This window comes from Peribacillus sp. B2I2, assembly GCF_041261685.1.
GTDB lineage: Bacteria > Bacillota > Bacilli > Bacillales > DSM-1321 > Peribacillus.
This window is the reverse complement of sequence record NZ_JBGCCB010000001.1, coordinates 4,284,610-4,302,491: the sequence shown is the minus strand read 5'-3', so window position 1 is coordinate 4,302,491 and position 17,882 is coordinate 4,284,610. Positions and strand designations below refer to the sequence as shown.

General features: G+C 40.1%; 22 protein-coding genes and 1 pseudogene. 11 read left to right on the top strand and 12 right to left on the bottom strand.

Annotated elements, in window-relative coordinates; all coding sequences use genetic code 11:
* Window positions 1-13: 13 nt before the first annotated feature.
* Window positions 14-682 (bottom strand): DUF2238 domain-containing protein, encoded by a 669-nt coding sequence (locus tag ABIE66_RS21335; RefSeq protein WP_370016206.1) that lies wholly within the window; start codon window positions 680-682, stop codon window positions 14-16.
* 90 nt (window positions 683-772) lie between these two features.
* Complete coding sequence (locus tag ABIE66_RS21330; protein WP_370016205.1) at window positions 773-1,543, bottom strand: alpha/beta fold hydrolase; 771 nt, start codon at window positions 1,541-1,543, stop codon at window positions 773-775.
* 263 nt (window positions 1,544-1,806) lie between these two features.
* Between ABIE66_RS21330 and ABIE66_RS21325 the strand changes: the two genes are divergently transcribed.
* From ABIE66_RS21325 to ABIE66_RS21315, 3 genes are all read left to right on the top strand, one after another.
* Complete coding sequence (locus ABIE66_RS21325) at window positions 1,807-1,989, top strand: hypothetical protein (protein WP_370016204.1); 183 nt, start codon at window positions 1,807-1,809, stop codon at window positions 1,987-1,989.
* Window positions 1,990-2,203: 214 nt separating this feature from the next.
* The gene (locus ABIE66_RS21320; RefSeq protein ID WP_289326200.1) at window positions 2,204-2,764 is read left to right on the top strand and encodes a peptidoglycan-binding domain-containing protein; all 561 of its coding nucleotides are present in this window, start codon (window positions 2,204-2,206) and stop codon (window positions 2,762-2,764) included.
* Window positions 2,765-2,928: 164 nt separating this feature from the next.
* Window positions 2,929-3,087, top strand: a complete 159-nt coding sequence (locus ABIE66_RS21315; protein WP_370016203.1) for a hypothetical protein — start codon at window positions 2,929-2,931, stop codon at window positions 3,085-3,087.
* 222 nt (window positions 3,088-3,309) lie between these two features.
* Here the strand turns inward: ABIE66_RS21315 and ABIE66_RS21310 are convergent, their stop codons facing one another.
* On the bottom strand, window positions 3,310-3,738 hold the full coding sequence (locus ABIE66_RS21310; RefSeq protein ID WP_289315160.1) for a hypothetical protein: 429 nt from the start codon (window positions 3,736-3,738) through the stop codon (window positions 3,310-3,312).
* A gap of 223 nt (window positions 3,739-3,961) precedes the next feature.
* Here ABIE66_RS21310 and ABIE66_RS21305 point away from each other — a divergent pair, with 223 nt between their 5' ends.
* Window positions 3,962-5,389, top strand: coding sequence for a phospholipase D-like domain-containing protein (locus ABIE66_RS21305; RefSeq protein WP_370016202.1), 1,428 nt, complete (start codon window positions 3,962-3,964; stop codon window positions 5,387-5,389).
* A gap of 163 nt (window positions 5,390-5,552) precedes the next feature.
* Entirely contained in the window at window positions 5,553-6,404 is an 852-nt protein-coding gene (locus ABIE66_RS21300; protein ID WP_370016201.1) for an MBL fold metallo-hydrolase, read from the top strand.
* A gap of 123 nt (window positions 6,405-6,527) precedes the next feature.
* Here the strand turns inward: ABIE66_RS21300 and ABIE66_RS21295 are convergent, their stop codons facing one another.
* The 6 genes from ABIE66_RS21295 to kynU all read right to left on the bottom strand — a co-directional run bounded on the left by ABIE66_RS21295 (window position 6,528) and on the right by kynU (window position 12,318).
* On the bottom strand, window positions 6,528-6,863 hold the full coding sequence (locus tag ABIE66_RS21295) for a hypothetical protein (protein ID WP_370016200.1): 336 nt from the start codon (window positions 6,861-6,863) through the stop codon (window positions 6,528-6,530).
* A gap of 193 nt (window positions 6,864-7,056) precedes the next feature.
* Window positions 7,057-7,689 (bottom strand): LysE family translocator, encoded by a 633-nt coding sequence (locus ABIE66_RS21290; RefSeq protein ID WP_370016199.1) that lies wholly within the window; start codon window positions 7,687-7,689, stop codon window positions 7,057-7,059.
* Between the two features lie 199 nt (window positions 7,690-7,888).
* Window positions 7,889-8,515, bottom strand: coding sequence for an arylformamidase (gene kynB, locus ABIE66_RS21285; protein WP_289315165.1), 627 nt, complete (start codon window positions 8,513-8,515; stop codon window positions 7,889-7,891).
* 63 nt (window positions 8,516-8,578) lie between these two features.
* Entirely contained in the window at window positions 8,579-9,433 is an 855-nt protein-coding gene (kynA, locus tag ABIE66_RS21280) for a tryptophan 2,3-dioxygenase (RefSeq protein WP_289326197.1), read from the bottom strand.
* A 55-nt stretch (window positions 9,434-9,488) separates the two neighbouring features.
* Complete coding sequence (locus tag ABIE66_RS21275) at window positions 9,489-10,910, bottom strand: amino acid permease (RefSeq protein WP_370016198.1); 1,422 nt, start codon at window positions 10,908-10,910, stop codon at window positions 9,489-9,491.
* A gap of 130 nt (window positions 10,911-11,040) precedes the next feature.
* Window positions 11,041-12,318 (bottom strand): kynureninase, encoded by a 1,278-nt coding sequence (gene kynU / locus ABIE66_RS21270; RefSeq protein ID WP_370016197.1) that lies wholly within the window; start codon window positions 12,316-12,318, stop codon window positions 11,041-11,043.
* A 182-nt stretch (window positions 12,319-12,500) separates the two neighbouring features.
* Between kynU and ABIE66_RS21265 the strand changes: the two genes are divergently transcribed.
* Window positions 12,501-13,115 carry a TetR/AcrR family transcriptional regulator gene (locus ABIE66_RS21265; RefSeq protein ID WP_370016196.1) on the top strand — a complete coding sequence of 205 codons (615 nt, stop codon included), beginning with the start codon at window positions 12,501-12,503 and terminating at the stop codon, window positions 13,113-13,115.
* Window positions 13,116-13,170: 55 nt separating this feature from the next.
* Here ABIE66_RS21265 and ABIE66_RS21260 read toward each other — a convergent pair whose 3' ends face one another.
* The 3 genes from ABIE66_RS21260 to ABIE66_RS21250 all read right to left on the bottom strand — a co-directional run bounded on the left by ABIE66_RS21260 (window position 13,171) and on the right by ABIE66_RS21250 (window position 14,070).
* The gene (locus tag ABIE66_RS21260) at window positions 13,171-13,503 is read right to left on the bottom strand and encodes a hypothetical protein (protein ID WP_370016195.1); all 333 of its coding nucleotides are present in this window, start codon (window positions 13,501-13,503) and stop codon (window positions 13,171-13,173) included.
* A gap of 6 nt (window positions 13,504-13,509) precedes the next feature.
* Window positions 13,510-13,677: a hypothetical protein gene (locus tag ABIE66_RS21255; protein WP_370016194.1), complete on the bottom strand. Its 168-nt coding sequence runs from the start codon at window positions 13,675-13,677 to the stop codon at window positions 13,510-13,512.
* A 174-nt stretch (window positions 13,678-13,851) separates the two neighbouring features.
* Entirely contained in the window at window positions 13,852-14,070 is a 219-nt protein-coding gene (locus ABIE66_RS21250) for a hypothetical protein (protein WP_370016193.1), read from the bottom strand.
* Between the two features lie 217 nt (window positions 14,071-14,287).
* Between ABIE66_RS21250 and ABIE66_RS21245 the strand changes: the two genes are divergently transcribed.
* The 5 genes and pseudogenes from ABIE66_RS21245 to ABIE66_RS21225 all read left to right on the top strand — a co-directional run bounded on the left by ABIE66_RS21245 (window position 14,288) and on the right by ABIE66_RS21225 (window position 17,869).
* Window positions 14,288-14,635 carry a lmo0954 family membrane protein gene (locus ABIE66_RS21245; RefSeq protein ID WP_370016192.1) on the top strand — a complete coding sequence of 116 codons (348 nt, stop codon included), beginning with the start codon at window positions 14,288-14,290 and terminating at the stop codon, window positions 14,633-14,635.
* Between the two features lie 19 nt (window positions 14,636-14,654).
* Window positions 14,655-15,290 carry a PspA/IM30 family protein gene (locus tag ABIE66_RS21240; RefSeq protein WP_370016191.1) on the top strand — a complete coding sequence of 212 codons (636 nt, stop codon included), beginning with the start codon at window positions 14,655-14,657 and terminating at the stop codon, window positions 15,288-15,290.
* 154 nt (window positions 15,291-15,444) lie between these two features.
* Window positions 15,445-16,191, top strand: a complete 747-nt coding sequence (liaF, locus tag ABIE66_RS21235) for a cell wall-active antibiotics response protein LiaF (RefSeq protein WP_289315176.1) — start codon at window positions 15,445-15,447, stop codon at window positions 16,189-16,191.
* Window positions 16,188-17,235: pseudogene (locus ABIE66_RS21230) on the top strand (sensor histidine kinase). The gene liaF and the pseudogene ABIE66_RS21230 overlap by 4 nt, the downstream one beginning before the upstream one ends.
* Entirely contained in the window at window positions 17,228-17,869 is a 642-nt protein-coding gene (locus tag ABIE66_RS21225) for a response regulator transcription factor (protein ID WP_289326188.1), read from the top strand. The pseudogene ABIE66_RS21230 and the gene ABIE66_RS21225 overlap by 8 nt, the downstream one beginning before the upstream one ends.
* Window positions 17,870-17,882 lie beyond the last annotated feature (13 nt).

The window sequence follows — 17,882 nt, the reverse complement described above, 5'->3', positions numbered from 1 at the left end:
TTATTTTTTAAATTTATCGTTTTTCAGAGCCTTTCTTTTTGTTTTCTTCTCGATTTTTCACTTTTCGTAACAGCTTGTCATGAAGTTTGGATAAGGTTAACAATACAAGGATAGAGCCGATTAAGGTTAACGACATATCCCATTGTGCGTCCCAGATATCACCCTGTGTTCCTAAAAATTCCTTTGAAGCCTTTCCGCCTTTTGAAATGATGGCAGCTATCCATTCGATGATTTCATATAAGGCTCCAATGGCTAGCGCAAAACTTAATGTGACAGCAAATAACCAGGGTCCTTTTGTTAGAGGGGTTTTACGTATTACTATTTCTCTAATCACAATCGCAAATAAACCTTTTAGGAAATGTCCAAACCGATCATAGTGGTTCCGGTTTAGATCGTAATGATCTTTTATCCAATTAAATAGAGGAACTTTTGTGTACGTATAATGGGCACCAATGAACATGGTAATTGAAAGAACGGCAATAACGAAATAGGATAATGTAGTAAGGCGGAATTTATTATATGTAGCCATTACATAAATCAGAAACACAACGGCAGGAAGTACTTCCATTGTCCATATCAAGTATCCTTCAGGCTTAATAACTGACCAAATAAAAACTGCCGTTACTAGCAATAGTAATATTAAATGAATCAGTGTACTTTTATCTCTTCCCAATTTTTTCACTCCATAAATTTAGGATATGTACAATAGTAAAAGAATGAAATTCTACATAGTACTTGATGGATTGGTTTATTCGTTTATAAATAGAAAGAATCAAACAGTTGTATGGATAAAATGCTTAATACTTTCATTTAAATCATTAGCCGCTTTTGTAGGGATCTGATGCTTTACATGATCAATAAATTTTAATTCCGTACATGGCAATTTTTCATGCAATAAATTAGCATAATGATAAAGTGGTTTATCTTTTTTACCATAGATCAGTAAAATTGGCAGGGTGATTTTCTCTAGCTGATGGGTACAGTTATAATGCAAACTATAATAGTAATACTGCTCGATATTTCTGGCATCTCCTTTTAGGGCTTCATTAAACATTTTGTTGAACAAATTTTCCGTATTTGAATTACTCCATGAAATGGATAGCGCAAGAATTGGAACTGCGTCTTTATTTGCAAGTGATATTCCTAAAGAGATCTTTTGCTTTAAATATTTATCCCTCACTTCAGACATTCCACCTATTACAATGCCTCCTAGAGTCCTATCGGCACAACTCAGCAAAAATTCCAATACGATAGAGCCGCCGGTTGAATATCCGCATATGATTGCTTTTTTAATTTTTAAATGATCAAACAGTTGTTTGATATCTTCGATAATCAGGGGATAAGTTACTGGCAGTCTTGAATACTGACTTCTTCCGTGACCCCTAATATCAAAAGTTATAACTTTGAATTCTTGGGATAATTCCTCCATTTGGTATTGGAAATTCACACTAGTCAGTACTGGAGGATGAATAAAAACAATAGGAACCCCTTTTCCCTTAACAGAATAATACAAGCTAATACCGTCCACATCTAACATTGGCATGAATATTCACCTCAATAATCTTAAATCATTTTTCAATCATTGAATGGCTATACCATTTAATAAACAACTAGCGTTTGGATAAAAATAAATTTCCATTCGAAGGGTACTTGCATAATATCCCTCCTGAAAGAATTTTCCCTTAAAAACATGCTTTTATTACTAATTGTTTTAGAAACAAACATCTTGAATTTTTGGGGTTCTCTTGAACAAGATATAAGAGTTCAGGAAATGAACAAAAATATATATATAATAAGGTGATGAAAATGAAGGCAAACATGGATAAAATTTTACCAGTTGTCGCTTCGGTCGGAGTAGGTATTGCTACTTATCAAATGTTGAGTGGAAATGGCGGGAAAATGAAAAATATGATGCCGCTTGCTACTAACTTGATGGGAATGGGAACTGGGATGCAAGGGCAGAATCAACAACCGTCAGATTATCAATAAAAAAATAATCCCCTTAAGGGGATTATTTTTTTATTCAAGAAACGAGGTCTCCATCAAATAAACTTTGGAAATGTACCCCGTAGATACTATTTACCATTTTTTATAATTTAAGTAATAAAACACCAAATAAATAACTCCATACGTTATAATGAATGGGCTCCAAGGAAAGTAAGTCAGAAACCTGCAGGAGTGATTATATGAATGGAGGTTATTTGTGTTGAAGAAGAAAGTATTGGTCATCATTCCAACCGTTGCCCTGATGTTAGCCCCTTTAGGAATGGGAACTTCAATTACCCAAGCAGCATCTAAGGGCAGTCAAACCCAGAAAATCGAAACGAAGGCGGAAACGCGCCCGACCCTCCGGAAAGGCTCGCGTTCTAGTTATGTAAGAGACTTACAGCAAAGCCTTAAAGATGTTAAATATAATGTAGGCGTTGATGGGATTTTCGGCACCCAAACACAAAATGTCGTAAGAGAGTTTCAAGTGGATCATAACCTGGGTTCAGATGGTATCGTTGGACCATTGACATGGGCTGCCTTAGATGAAAATAAGGTAGAAAGAAAACAGTTCACGGAGAAAGACGCGATTGCGTTAGGTAAAAAGAAGCTGGGTAACAATATCGTTTTCAGCGGTGATGGCAGATTGCTGAAAGACGGCAAAAGAAAATCATATTACAATTATAAAGCAGCTAATAAAGATTGGATGGATCAAGGCGGGTCAGGAACGATTGGGTGGTTCCACATTTACAAAGATGGCCGTGTAGTGGAACAATAATAGGATATACAATGGTCTCACTATAAGTGGGATTTTTTTATGTATAAGCATGGATTTTATAAGGGGAATGAATATATCTATATTTTTCTATAAATAACAAGTAAATACAGATATAATAGAAAGTGGACAGCAATTTGGTATAGTGGGCGGCGGTCACTCCTTTAATGAAAGGGGGTGTCGCTGGTGATTTCTATTATGGACGGACTGATGCTTATGATTTCATTTGCCTCTTTAATCGTCGCAGTAATCGCGGTTACATTAAAAAAGTAACCCCCTCCATACCATCCGGCCAGATGTATGTAGGAAAAGGGTTACTTTCATGATTGAGTAGCTACTGACTTACCACAGAAAGCCGCTGCTCTTTATGCAGTTTGCTGTTCATTAAGACGCTGGTCTAACCAGTGTCTTTTTTTATATATGTTAGTTATCTTTATTATATCCTCATTTTACCTATACATTCAACTAATAAACATGGAAAGAGACTAAAATCCATTTCTCGATTAGCTTCTTAAATAACGAAGCTTTCGGATTCCAAAGGAGTTCCACTAAATCATTTCCAGTTTGAATAATTTCCTTCCTTTATAAGATACAATCGAAGGAATCAAACAAAGCAAGGCCATCGGTAAACAATAAAGAAGATAGAAGTGCCCCCCATTTTCCAGCAAGGGAATATAGGCTAAAGCTGTAAAAAATAAGACGGAAAATATGATTGTGAAAATCCCGAAAGACTGATGATAGAACGCATGAATTTCCCTTCTTCGTTCCGCTTGATTGGGTAACGTCATTGCTGCTTTATGCGTTCGAAGGAATAGGTACAAGGAGAACATTAGAAATAATGCGGAAAATGGTAAAGCGACGGCAAATAATGAAACGTCTAGAATGGAAAGATAAAAGCTGGATAAAAAGAATACCTCTGACACACCTAAGGCAAAACAATAATTGAAAATACTTATTCTATCAGGTTGTTTAAGCATGAAATCCCTCCTTCTATATCATATTATGCAACTGCTTTCATGTTCACCACTTTGTCACATTTAAAAGGAAAATAAATGCACCAATTTCTACCCAAGAATGACCTAGATAGGCGCCGCTGACTAACTGATCAGAGGCGTTTTTATTTCTGCTTGAAGATGTTGAATAGAGTCTTTGCATATTACGAATAGTATTAAAATATCGCTAAAAGGGGGGGAGTGCTCAATGACTGTAAAAACGGCAATTAAAGGAGTGCTGCTCGTTCTTCTAATGTATTTGCTTTATGTAGTGGTGACGGCAGTGGTTCTTTTCCCCAAAGAAGAAAAAGAAGAAGATAGGCCGATTAATCAAGTAAGTGCATATATGGGAGAGAAGGAAGCCACCGTGGATCGTGTCCTTCTTCTCGAAGACGGTTATGAGTCGGGACTCGCCCGAATGCGACTGATCCAGGAAGCCCAGAATTCAATCGATATTGCCTACTATGCTTTTGGAAAAGGCAAATCAACCGAACTTTTTCTCGGAGCCTTGATCGAAGCGGCTGACCGAGGTGTCAAAGTCCGAATCCTTCTGGATGGAATATCTCATGGACTCAGAGGTCAATTAAGCAGTGCCCGTTATGCATTGGTCTCTCATGAAAACATTGAATTAAGATATTACGAAACCTTTAAGCCATTTAAGCCGTGGACCTGGCATAATCGCCTTCATGATAAGATCCTCACTGTAGATGGAAAGTTAGGCATCATCGGAGGGAGAAATATTGCCGATAAGTATTTAGCTAGCAAGCCGCCGAGGAATTTTGTCTATGACAGGGATGTACTCATTTTCAATGCTAAAGAGGAGAAAGATAGTGTAATCGTTGAAATGAAGGACTATTTGCATGAATTATGGACCCATCCATATACGAGCGATGTTTTTTCGGACCTCTCGAAAAGGCAAACGGAGAAAGGAAAACGTGAAAGAGATGCATTAGCGAATCAATACAGTAAAGCTTTGAAAACTAATGTAGATTTCGTTAATCCTGCCGTCGATTGGAGCAAGGCTACAACACCTACTAAAAAAGTGTCCTTCATACATAATCCCATCGAGCGTTTCAATAAACACCCAATTGTTTGGAGATCTCTAGTGGACATTGCGGCGAATGCCAATCAATCGGTACTCATCCAAAGTCCCTATATTGTTCCTGCGGATGCCTTGAAGGAATATGTACCGAAGCAGATGGATTCAAAGGCTAATTGGACGATACTTACCAACTCGGTGGCATCAACCCCGAATGTGATCGCTTTTTCAGGTTACTTGGCGCTTAGGGATAGTATCGTTGAGACGGGCGCAAGGCTTTATGAATATTCAAAGCCTTATTCTTTGCATGGTAAATCGGTTGTCTATGATCAACGATTAAGTGCAGTGGGTTCCTACAATTTGGATTCTCGATCTGCCTTTTTAAATACAGAATCGATGGTGGTCATCGATAGTGAAAAATTTGCAGCGCAATTGACAGGAGCCATCGAGTCGAAAATCTCAAATAGTACACTCGTTGCGGACAATAATAAATATATAGAACCACCTGAAGATCAGAAAAAGGAAGAGTCTTTTTTTAAAGCCACCTTTTTAAATGCCCTCTCGAAAGTTACGGTATATTTGAATAGGTTCATTTGAATGATGACGAAAAGACAGCAATCTCAGTGATTGTTGTCTTTTATTAGTCGTATTCGTTTTAAATGGATCATTAGCTAATTAACAAATGTTTAATTTGCTATACTTGAAAAAAGCCAATCAATATATGGGGGACATCATCAAATATCCGAAGGAGAACAGAAACATGCAAACATTACAGCATCTATCGAAACATATCGTCTATCTGCCGCCAGTTCAGGTAACCGATAGGCCGGTTCTTGCCGCCGTTACGGGAAACAAGAAAACGCTCATCATTGATGCCGGGAATTCCGTCCAGCATGCACAGCTCTTTAAGGACGAATTGCTTCGGAATGATTTAAGCGGGAATTTCCTTGTTCTTACCCATTCCCACTGGGACCACGTTTTCGGACTGGAGCATATCGGGATTCCGGTAATTTGTCAGGAAAAAACATACAACAACATTAAAGATATGCAGCAGCTTTCATGGGAAGATCAGGCACTTGATCAACGGGTCGAAGAAGGGACAGAGATTCCCTTTTGCGCCGATGCAATCAAATTGGAACATGGGACGAATAGAGAGATTTCCCTGCCCCTGCCCGATATCATCTTTGAAAAAACGATGACAATCGATCTAGGCAATGTAACCTGTGTAATTGAACATGTCGGCGGCGACCATGCCAAAGATTCCTGCATCATTTATGTTCCAGAAGAAAAAACATTATTTCTGGGAGACTGCCTTTATGCCAATCTTTATGCTGAAAAATGGAATTTTACGGCTGAACAGGCATCGCTGCTCGTTAAGAAAATTGAAGCCTATGATGCCGATACATATATACTCTCCCATCATGAGCAGCCTTGCACGAGACTGGAAATGGAGGCGGAGCTTAAGCTAATGAAAGAATGTGCCAGAACCGTGGTCGAACATCGGGGAAATCGAGCTTTAATGGAGCAGGAATTGGTTAAAGAGTTAAACCGGGATTTAACGGAAGATGAGCTCGAAATGATTGGATTTTTCGTAAATGGTTATGTTGAGTGATTTGAACACCATGGCAAGTTAAAGAACACAAAAAGGTAAACAGGTTTATTTTAAAGGTTTGGGTGGGGTATGAGTTTGGTATTGGGCTCATACCCTTTGGTTTGCCCTTTTTCTGCAACAGATCTACACAAAATCGATAATAATCGATATTAGTACTGAAACAATAAGAACTGATAGGAAACCTGATATGATTCTCCCAGCTTTTGCTCCGCTATTATCGGGATGAATATGACCAATAATAAAGGAAGGGATGAAAAATATAGCTGAATAGATCATTGTATAATGAATGCCTGTATCTCCATTTGACCAAGCGCTTAGGCCGATATTATTTAAAATAGTATCTCCAATACAAAATTCATCTCCAAATCTAAAGGTGAACAATATTCCGATTAAACATAGGGCGAAAGAAAGTGAACCTAATCCGATATCTTTTGTTTTCCTAACGGCAATAGTTTTCATATGTATCTCCTTGCTTACAGGGATCTCCCGAATTTACAAAAACCAAATTATGGTTTTTGTAATTGTAACATAACCTAAAGGTACAATCCCTACATCTTCACCAGAATCAAGAGCCAGTCTTTTTCTTCTTTTTAAAATAAAAACTGCACCTCCAACTGTTAGAGGGTGCCTAACAATTAGGGTGCAGTTCTAATTAATTATGAGCTTTTTCCAAAGCTAGCTTTATCCCGAAACCGATCAAGACCGTCCCGGTTATACCCTCGAAAATCGCTTGGGTTTTAGGCTTTTTCATAAAGGCACTGATCTGGTTCAACAGATAGATATAAAATACAAACCACATTACAGTTAAAACGGTATACGTAATGCCCATGATCAGGAACGGTAAAAACGTATCCTTGCCAGGATCCACGAACTGAGGCAGAAATGTTAAAAAGAAAACGGCCACTTTAGGGTTCAGCAGATTGGTAAGGAACCCTTGCTTAAAGCAAGACTGGTTTTCGTACCTACTTTTGACTGACGTTTCCGCCGCTGCAGCCACTTGCTTATTCTTTAATCCCCATAAGGTCTTGAAGCCTAGATATACCAAGTAAACGGCACCGACATATTTGAAGATGGAAAATAGTAAAGCGGATTTCACAATGATTGCCGAAAGCCCGAACACGGCAGCTGATGTATGAATAAGCAGGGCACAGCATGTGCCGAACATGGTTTTAAAACCTCCCGACGTCCCCACGGTAACGGTGTTCCTTGTGGCTATTGCTGTATCTGGACCAGGTAAAATGATGAGAAGAATGCACGTGATCATGAACAAATAAAAGTTTTCCATATTCCGACCTCCATTCCGAACGATGAATTCTGAAAATTATAACATAGATGAACTTGGTTTTGGGAGATAAATTCGATAGAGAGGGGAAATCGTCGGCGTTGACTAATAAATACGTTGTTTAATGAAACAAAAAAACAAGCCAAATCACTTTTTGATCTGGCTCGTTTTTTTATTATTTCAATACAAACACTGTTATATATTAGGGTAACTTTTTCAACACAGCACGTACCGGACTTCCATCTGCTTCAACTAATGGAAGTGGGAGGGCTGCCAACTCATAATTCCCCGGTCCTATATCGTCCAATACAAGCCCTTCCAAAATGTGAATTCCATGACCGGCAAGCTCATGATGGGCAGACAGTTCTTTACTATCCAATGGATCTACGGATGGCAAATCAAGACCGATAAGACGAACACCGAGTTCTGAAAGATATGCCGCTAATTCTGGTTGGATATGAGGAATGGTTTGTGGAAACACACGTTTATCCTTCCATGCGTCTGTCCGAATTAACAGACGGGTCACGCCTTGTAGATCCAGATTGGATAATTCATTGACTCCAATGCTCGTTCTGTTTGGTAAATGGATGACTCGGGCATTCCCCATATATAAATCGAGATCCAGTTCAATCACTCTTTTTCCATCGTTATCAAAATGAAAAGGTGCATCAATATGGGTACCAGTGTGAATGCTCATATTGATTTGACCTACATTGACAGATCCACTCTCTTCTTTACTCCAATTGACTTTGTAGGAGAAAGGTGTGTCTCCAGGCCAGACTGCAACGTTTTCATCCAGACGTTGTGAAATATCAATCCATGTTCCCATGCATCTTACCTCCATATCTTCTGGCTGTTGCTTTCTTTAAAAATTAACCTGCCTATTTTCCTCTTATAGCTTCGTTCTTAGGCTCCATAGTTCTGGAAAAAAGTGTTGGTCCAAGGCTCTTTTTAAATAGTTGACACCTGATGATCCGCCAGTACCTTGTTTATTACCAATAATCCTTTCCACTGTGGTCATATGATTAAAACGCCATAATTGCTGTTGATGGCCAATGTCCACTAACTTCTCGCCCAACTCATATAAGTCCCAATATTGCTCGACATCGCGGTAAACTGTCAGCCACGCTTCTTCTACACTGGTATTTGGTTCATATTTTTGTGACCAATCCCTGTTAAGCGCTTCTTGATCAATGGGTAATCCCCGCGCCACAAGGGCATTAATCGCCGCATCATAAATACTTGGCTCATTAAGGGCCTCCTGCATTTGTTCGTATAGATCTGTCTGATGTTGATAGACAGATAGCGTATGGACATTTTTGTTTCCTAGAGCAAATTCAATCAAACGATTCTGATAGGATTGGAATCCGGAAGATTGTCCAAGTTTGTCCCTGAACTCCATATATTCTGCCGGTGTCAAAGTTGAAAGGACATTCCATGACTGAATCAATTGCTGCTGAATCCTTGAAACACGCGACAGCATTTTAAACGAGGGTTCCAATTTGTTTTGGCGAATAGACTCAGTAGCAGCTGTCAATTCATGTAAAATGAGCTTCATCCATAGCTCACTCGCTTGATGGATAATGATAAAAAGCATTTCATCATGATGATCGGAACATCTATGTTGACTAGTTAAAATCTTATCAAGGTGGAGATAATCTCCGTAAGACATCGACTTTTGAAAATCGGTTTGAATTTCTTTCTCAAGCCCAGTTATTGTTTGTCCATTGTTATCCATATTCTTCATTCCGCAATCCCCTCACTTTTCATATAAAAAACTGTGATCAATTTTTTCCGTCATTCTATTCTATCTTCTCTGCCAGAGTTTCCTCCACTACATTATGATTAATATTTCTTTTTTTCGAAACAAAATAAGCGACAGATAAAAATAGTAACCAAGGAATCCCGAATTGAAGCATGATTTTGAAATCCGTAAACCATGACGTAATCATCAAACTAAATAGAAGAACAGCTCCTAGTATCGTTAAATAGGGGAAACCGATCATCCTTACCGGTAACTTGCGTCCGCCTGTTTTATCCCATTTCACCCTGAAAAACAAATGGGAGATGAAGATCATAAGCCATGTGAACATGGCACCGAACATGGAAATCCCCATCATGAAGGCATAGGAAGAACCAGGAAGTAACGCATGAACGCCTGCAGCGATAAAAATCCCTGTTGAAGAGACAGCAAGTGCTTTTGTCGGAACACCCTTTTTGTTTAACTTTCCTAAAAAGCTAGGTGCATTTTTTCCACGTGCCAATGAAAACATCATCCGTGTTGAAGCATAGAGCTGAGCGTTCATGGCAGATATGGCAGCCGTTAAAATAATAAAGTTCATGATCCCGGATGCACCTGGAATGTTCAATATTTCCATCACTTTTACGAATGGACTTACCTCGATCCCAGCCGTTTTCCACGGAACGATCATCAGCATGATCCCGATTGTCAGCACATAGAAAGTGGATAAACGAAACACAGTAGCTTTTAATGCTTTTGGAACAGCTGCATCTGGATCTTTTGCTTCCCCTGATGTAACCGCTATCAATTCAGTTCCAAGAAAGCTGAATAAAGAAATGAATACGGCTATCCACATACCCTTCAAACCAAATGGGAAAAAACCGCCTTCATTCACGAAGTTTTCCGGTCCTATATGTGGCTGTCCGGATGAACCGAATAGTACATAGGCTCCAAGAAGGATAAAACCAACAATGGCACTTATTTTAATAAAGGAGAACCAATACTCAAATGTAGCGAATGTATTCACGCTGGTAGCATTTACATAAATCAGGACACCTGCAAACAACAAAATCCATACGATTCCCGGAACGGCCGGAAACCAATAATTCATATATACGCTGACTGCACTCACTTCTACCCCAACAGCCAAAACATTGCCAATCCAATAGGAATAGCGGACAAGGTAGCCTGCCATAGGAGTCATGTACTTTTCAGCAATGGCTCCAAAAGATCCGGAAGTAGGATGGGCAACCGTCATTTCGGCTAAACAGCCCATCAATAGTAAGACAATGAACGCCCCGAGAGCATAACTGAGCAATACACTTGGCCCTGCCGCTTGAATGGCAAGCCCGCTGCCAAGGAATAGCCCCGTCCCGATGGCACAGCCCATCGCGATCATGGAAAGCTGGCTTGTTTCTAACTCACGTTTTAATCCTTTCTCTGGCTCATCTTTAATGTTCAATTGAGTATTTTTGTTCTCCATAGTTCATCCCCTTTTTATCCAAAAGACTTTATCCTGCCCTAATGGGCAGTCAGTTTTAAGCGTAGACTAATGACGGGCTGATTCAACTAACCAATGGAGGGAAGAAGCCTCCTCTGCCGAAAAATTCACGTTATGCAACCACTTCACGTTCATTCTTGAATTTTTCATATTGTTTTTCTGACATGATTTTCTTGAGTATTTGTACCACTTCCCAAACTTCTGCGTAGGAAGTATATAGTGCAACTGGAGCAAGGCGAATGATATTGGGTGCGCGGAAATCGGGAATGACACCGTTTTCCTTCAATGCCTTACATATCCGTGCAGCTTCTTTATGCTCAAGGCTTACATGACCGCCGCGACGTATGTCTTCTCTAGGCGTTCCAATGAAAAAACCCATGTCTTCCAATTCGAATTCGACTAAATCCATTAAATATTGATTGATTTTCAGTGATTTTTCGCGAATATTCTCAATTCCCGCTTCTATAAAAATGTCTAATGACCCAATCAAAGGTGCACAACTTAACACATGCGGCGTTCCAATTTGATATGCGCCTGCTGATTCAGCTGGTGTTAAGGTATGTTCCATATCGAATTGTTTTTCTTTTTTGGAGCCGAACCATCCAGCCAATCCAGGCATCGTTCCAAAATGTTTTCGATTTACATATAAACCGCCAACACCGCCAGGACCGCCATTCAAATGTTTATAATTGCACCAATACGCAAAATCCACACCCCATTCGCTGAATGAATGCGGGATCGCACCAATAGAATGACATCCGTCAAAACCGATTACTATTCCTCTATTATGAGCTTCCTCAGTTAATCGTTTCATATCCAATATTTGACCGCTGCGATAGAGGACTGTAGGCAAGATGATCAAAGCGATGTCATCGGTCATTGCTTCGATGATGTCATCCTCTTCAAGAAACCTTCCATCGCGGCTTTTCACGCGGATAAGATCGATTTCCGGATCGTATCCATGTGTACGCAGCTGACTTTGAAGAGCATAAATATCAGTCGGAAAGGTTAGTTCATCTGCTAAAATTTTTGTACGCATGCCTTCCGGCTTATAAAAAGTAGCTACAAGTTGATGCAGATTTACAGTTGTGGAGCCGGTTACAATAACCTCCTCGGGAGAAGCTCCGACCAATTGGGCCATCTTCGCGCCCAATTTCTCTGCCATGAAAAACCATGGGTGATTCCCTTGTGTCCATCCATCAATCCCATGTTCCTTCCAATCTTCCAAAGATTCCAAAAGAGTGCGTTCAGCCCTTTTCGACAGAAGCCCCAATGAGTTTCCATCCATATAGATCGAATCCGGCTTTAAATAAAACTCTTCTCGAAAACCTTTAAGTGTATCTATCTCATCCAATTGTTTTGCATAATCCAACGTGTATTCTGAAACCATAATCATCCTCCTATATTAGTTTATCTAATATTCTAGGAGAATCGTACCAAAGAATATGACATGATGTCAATAAGTTAATTCAGAAAATTATAAACATTAGATCATTTACAAAAAAATTTCCAACAAATGTTTTTTATTTTGAGGAAAATCCATTATGCTAGAAGATAAGGGGAGGAATAGGCATGGATAATGGTAAAGTAGGGGATAAACGACATTTGCGCTCAATCATGACACGTCAAAAGTTATTGGAAGCTGCAAAGGAAGTATTTCTTGAAGAAGGTTTTCAAGCTGCGGTTATCTCCCAAATGATCAAAAGGGCAAACATCGGATACGGAACTGCCTATGTTCATTTTAAAGGAAAAGAGGATCTTTTAATTGTACTAATGGAGAACGTAATGGAGCAATTTTACGAAATTGCCGAGACCTCTTTCTTTCCAAAATCAAAAGACGAAGCAAAACATATCATAAACAAACAAGCCAATGCATTTTTAAAAATGGCAGAGGCTGAACGCTATATGATGCAAGTTTTCGAACAGGCCATTGGGGTTTCAACCGTCATATCAGATAAATGGAAAGCGATCCGCATGAAGTTCATCCAGCGAATTTCAAAGGACGTCGCCTACGCACAGCAAAATGGACTGGCAAGAGCTGAACTGAACCATGAGCTTGTCGCAAGAGGGTGGTTTTTCACGAATGAAATGTATCTTTGGGAAATTGTCCGAAACGAACATCATAGTTCTGTTGAAGAAATTTCTCAAACCATCACGTCAGTTTACGTCGAAGGTTTGTATTTGTAATGATAATAGCAGTGCAAAAATCTTCCGGTTATATACAATCGGAAGATTTTTATTTTCAGCATAAATAGCAAAACACTGAATTCACGAGTAAAGCGTCCAAACTCACGAGTAAACCAGCTAAATTCACGAGTAAAGCGTCCAAACTCACGAGTAAACCAGCTAAATTCACGAGTAAAGCGTCCAAACTCACGAGTAAAGCGTCCAAACTCACGAGTAAACCATCAGAATTCACGAGTAAAGAGTCCAAACACACTAGTAAACCATCAGAATTCACGAGTAAAGAGTCCAAACTCACGAGTAAATCATCAGAATTCACGAGTAAAGAGTCCAAACTCACTAGTAAACCATCAGAATTCACGAGTAAGCCGTCCAAACACGAGTAAACCATCAGAATTCACGAGTAAGCCGTCCAAACACGAGTAAACCAGCTGAATTCACGAGTAAGCCGTCCAAACTCACGAGTAAACCATCTAAATTCACGAGTAAGCCGTCCAAACACGAGTAAACCAGCTGAATTCACGAGTAAAGAGTCCAAACTCACGAGTAAATCAGCTGAATTCACGAGTAAACCGTCCAAACACGAGTAAACCATCTAAATTCACGAGTAAACCATCAGAATTCACGAGTAAGCCGTCCAAATTCACGAGTAAATCAGCTGAATTCACGAGTAAACCGTCCAAACACGAGTAAACCATCTAAATTCACGAGTAAGCCGTCCAAACTCACTAGTAAACCATCAGAATTCACGAGTAAAGCGTCCAAACTCACGAGTAAACCATCTAAATTCACGAGTAACCCGTCCAAACATGAGTAAACCATCAGAATTCACGAGTAAAGCATCAGAATTCACGAGTAAGCCGTCCAAACTCACGAGTAAACCATCTAAATTCACGAGTAAAGCGTCCAAACTCACGAGTAAACCAGTTAAATTCACGAGTAAAGAGTCCAAACTCACGAGTAAATCATCAGAATTCTACGAGTAAAGCACCCAAACACGAGTAAAGCATCCAAACTCACGAGTAAACCTCCCAAATTCACGATTAAAACGCCCCTCATTAACCTGGGACTTACAGCGTCTACGCCTTAAGTCTTACTAGAAAATATAGCTAAGGCTCATTATACGAACTTGTAAAAGTAGATAAGATATAAACAAGGAAAGGAGGACGAAAACAATGAAGAAATTTGGTTTATTTATTGTAGGACTGATCGCATTATTCCTGTTACTGGCGAATGTGGGTCCATTGATCAGCCTGGCGATTTGCTTGGCGATCCTATACTTTGGATTCAAGCAGTTCATGAAGTCCGAATCGACAGGGGCAAAGGTTGCGTGGGGATCAGTCTCCATTATCGTGCTAATAATTTCTATTTCCCATATCCCGGCAATATTGGGATTGGTGGCAGCTTATGTTCTTTACCTGGTTTATAAAAAATGGAATGAAAATGATGAAAGTGCATCATCGAATGAAAATGATCCATTCTCAAATTTTGAAAGAGAGTGGAAAGAGTTGAATAAGAACTAATAGAAGGGATGGAATTGAAATGGGTAATTTATTTTCAAGAATGAAACAAACGATTTCAGCGGATTTTCATGACTTGTTGGATAAGAAGGAGCAAAAAAATCCAATTGGGATGTTAAATCAATATTTGCGTCAATGTGAGCAGGAGACAGAAAAGGTCGGTAAGCTGCTTGAACGTCAATATCTTTTGAAAGAAGAGTTCACGCGTGAATATAATCAAGCGCAAAATCTAGGTGAAAAACGTAAGCATCAGGCGGAAATTGCTAAGCAGTCGGGAGAAACCGATTTAATGGAATTTGCCATCAAGGAAAGCCTACACTATGAGGATCGGGCGCTTAGTTTGAAGGAGGCGCATAAAAGTGCAGAGGTTCAGTTGGCTGAACTGGAGCGGAAGTATGAAGAAATGAAGCATAAGCTGAAGGATATGCATCTAAAGCGGATGGAACTGATGGGCAGGGAGAATATTGCCCGGGCAAACCACCGGGTCAATCGGGTATTGGACGGAGGCAGTTCCGACGCGAAACCGGTAGCGATGTTTGAAGAAATGGAGCATTATATCGATCGCATCGAGCACCAGGTCCATACAGATTATAATCGGCATACGATCGATGCCAGGATTGTCCAGCTTGAAAAAGAATTGGAACAGAAAGAAGCGTAAACGTACATTGAAGAATTACTGTTATCCCCTGGCTTATTGGAATGGAGGGCGGGGGAAAACAGTCTTCAGAACGTGATAATTTCATGGTATTCTTAAAAGGCACGGGTTCCTGTGCCTTTTAAGAATACCATGATCATACAGGGGAGGCGAACCGATGTTGAACAAGATGAAGACGGACTATATGGGATGGATATTTCTCATCGGAGTCGTCCTGCTTTTTTTAGAGATTTCATTTACGGGTGGAGGTCTCCTTTTTTCCATCGCTTTTTCGATAGGATTTATCTATTTAGGCAGGAAATTCACAAAACGGTCAATCGGGAAAATCCTATTTTTTATAGGGCTGATTTCCCTTATCATCACAGTCTTGAATATGTTCGTCTTTAGATTTTTCCTTATGGCGATCCTCATTTATCTTTTGCTTTTATATTATCAGTCCAAAAAGAACCCTGATTGGATCAGTCCCATTTTAACCAATGAGGATTTGGACGAAGAACGGATCAAGAAGGAACGATTGCTGAAAACCGATTATCTATTTAAAAATAAGTTGTTCGGTCATCAACAAACGGCCGAACATGTATATGAATGGAATTCCGTTAATGTTCAGGGCGGGGTCGGTGATACGGTTATCGATTTAAGCAAAACGATTTTACCGAAAGGCGACGCTGTCATTTCCATTAGGAATATCATTGGCAATATTACTGTCCTTGTACCATATGGCATCGAAATCAGGGTCCATCATTCCGTCGTTGCAGGCAGGGCCCGAATCTTTGAAAATAAGCCTGAATCCAGGGTCTTTAATCAAATTTATTCCTACCAAACGGAAGGGTTCAATGAAACGGATCACAAGGTTCATATCATCACTTCAATCTTAGTTGGGGATTTAGAGGTGAAGCGGGTATGAGCATAATGACACGGCAGATATTGACTGCCCTTGGTGTTTCTTTTGTTCTTTCCCTTGCTTTGCCGGCGGCGGTTTTCTTTATCTTTCCTTTATCCGCACTGGAGTTTATTGTGGGAGAAAGTGGTCATGGGGTTACCTTTCGTCATATTCCTGCCAAGTCTGGTCATTACGGTAGGGTTGATCTATGGAGTCGTTTCGGGGATGTTTTGGAAGAGGCAGCTGGAAAGGGTGGATGAAGGGCTTCATTTACTTGAACAGGGCCGCTTACCTTCGCAAGAGGAGACGTTTCCGGTCCAAGAAATGGCTAAAATGGTGGAACGGATGCATCTGATTCATAAGCAAATCAATGAGCAGACTAAATTATCGCAAAAAATGGCGAATGAAAAGGCCATTGATCAGGAGAAACAGATCCAGGAAATCGTTTCCCAGGAACGAAACCGTTTGGCGCGGGAACTGCATGATTCGGTGAGTCAGCAATTGTTTGCCGCTTCGATGTTCATGTCGGCCATTACCGAGTCACAATCCGATATGGAAAAAACGGAAATGAAACAATTCAAGATAGTGGAAGAGATGATCCATCAATCCCAGCTCGAGATGAGGGCTTTATTGCTTCACTTGAGACCCGTTGCATTAAAGGGAAAATCTTTACAGGAAGGAATGAAGGAGCTCCTTTTGGAATTGGCTCAAAAAGTAACGATGGATATAAAATGGAAGATGGAGCCTGTCACTCTGGATAAGGGGATTGAGGACCATCTGTTTCGGATTTTACAAGAATCGATTTCCAATACTCTAAGACATGCAAAAGCGGATTCGCTTGAAGTGCTATTGATCGTTCGTGATGGGCTGATCATTTTACGGATAACGGATGATGGCATCGGTTTTAACGTCGAAGAGTCGAAAACGGGATCATATGGTCTGCAAAACATGCATGAACGGGCTGTTGAATTAGGCGGAACGATGCAGCTTGTTAGCGTTCCGAATAAAGGAACGAAACTTGAAGTGAAAATCCCATTATTAAATGCTGGAGGTGATCATGATGATTAAAGTATTATTTGTCGATGACCATGAAATGGTAAGAATAGGGGTATCGGCCTATTTATCCGCACAGGCGGATATCGAAGTGATTGGGGAAGCTGACAATGGTCTGAAAGCTGTCGAACTGGCAATGGATTTGCGTCCGGATATCATTTTGATGGATTTGGTCATGCCTGAAATGGACGGCATAGAAGCGACGAAACGAATTATCGAAAAATGGCCTGAAGCAAAGATTATCATTGTGACAAGCTTCCTTGATGATGAAAAAGTGTACCCGGCATTGGAAGCCGGAGCGACGAGCTATATGTTGAAGACATCTAAGGCCAGCGAGATTGCGAGAGCTGTCCGTTCCACGTTCCAGGGGCAAAGCGTACTTGAACCGGAAGTGACGGGGAAAATGATGGAAAAGTTGCGTCGTCCAAAGATTTCACAGCTTCATGATCAATTGACGAATCGCGAAATGGAAATTTTACTGCTGATGACACAAGGGAAATCGAATCAGGAAATTGCGGATGATCTATACATAGCCCTGAAAACAGCCAAAGTGCATGTCAGCAATATATTAAGTAAGCTTGCCGTGCAAGACCGCACACAAGCAGTGATTTACGCATTTAAGCATTCGCTCGTACAAGAAGAACAGTGAGAGCGTCTATTTA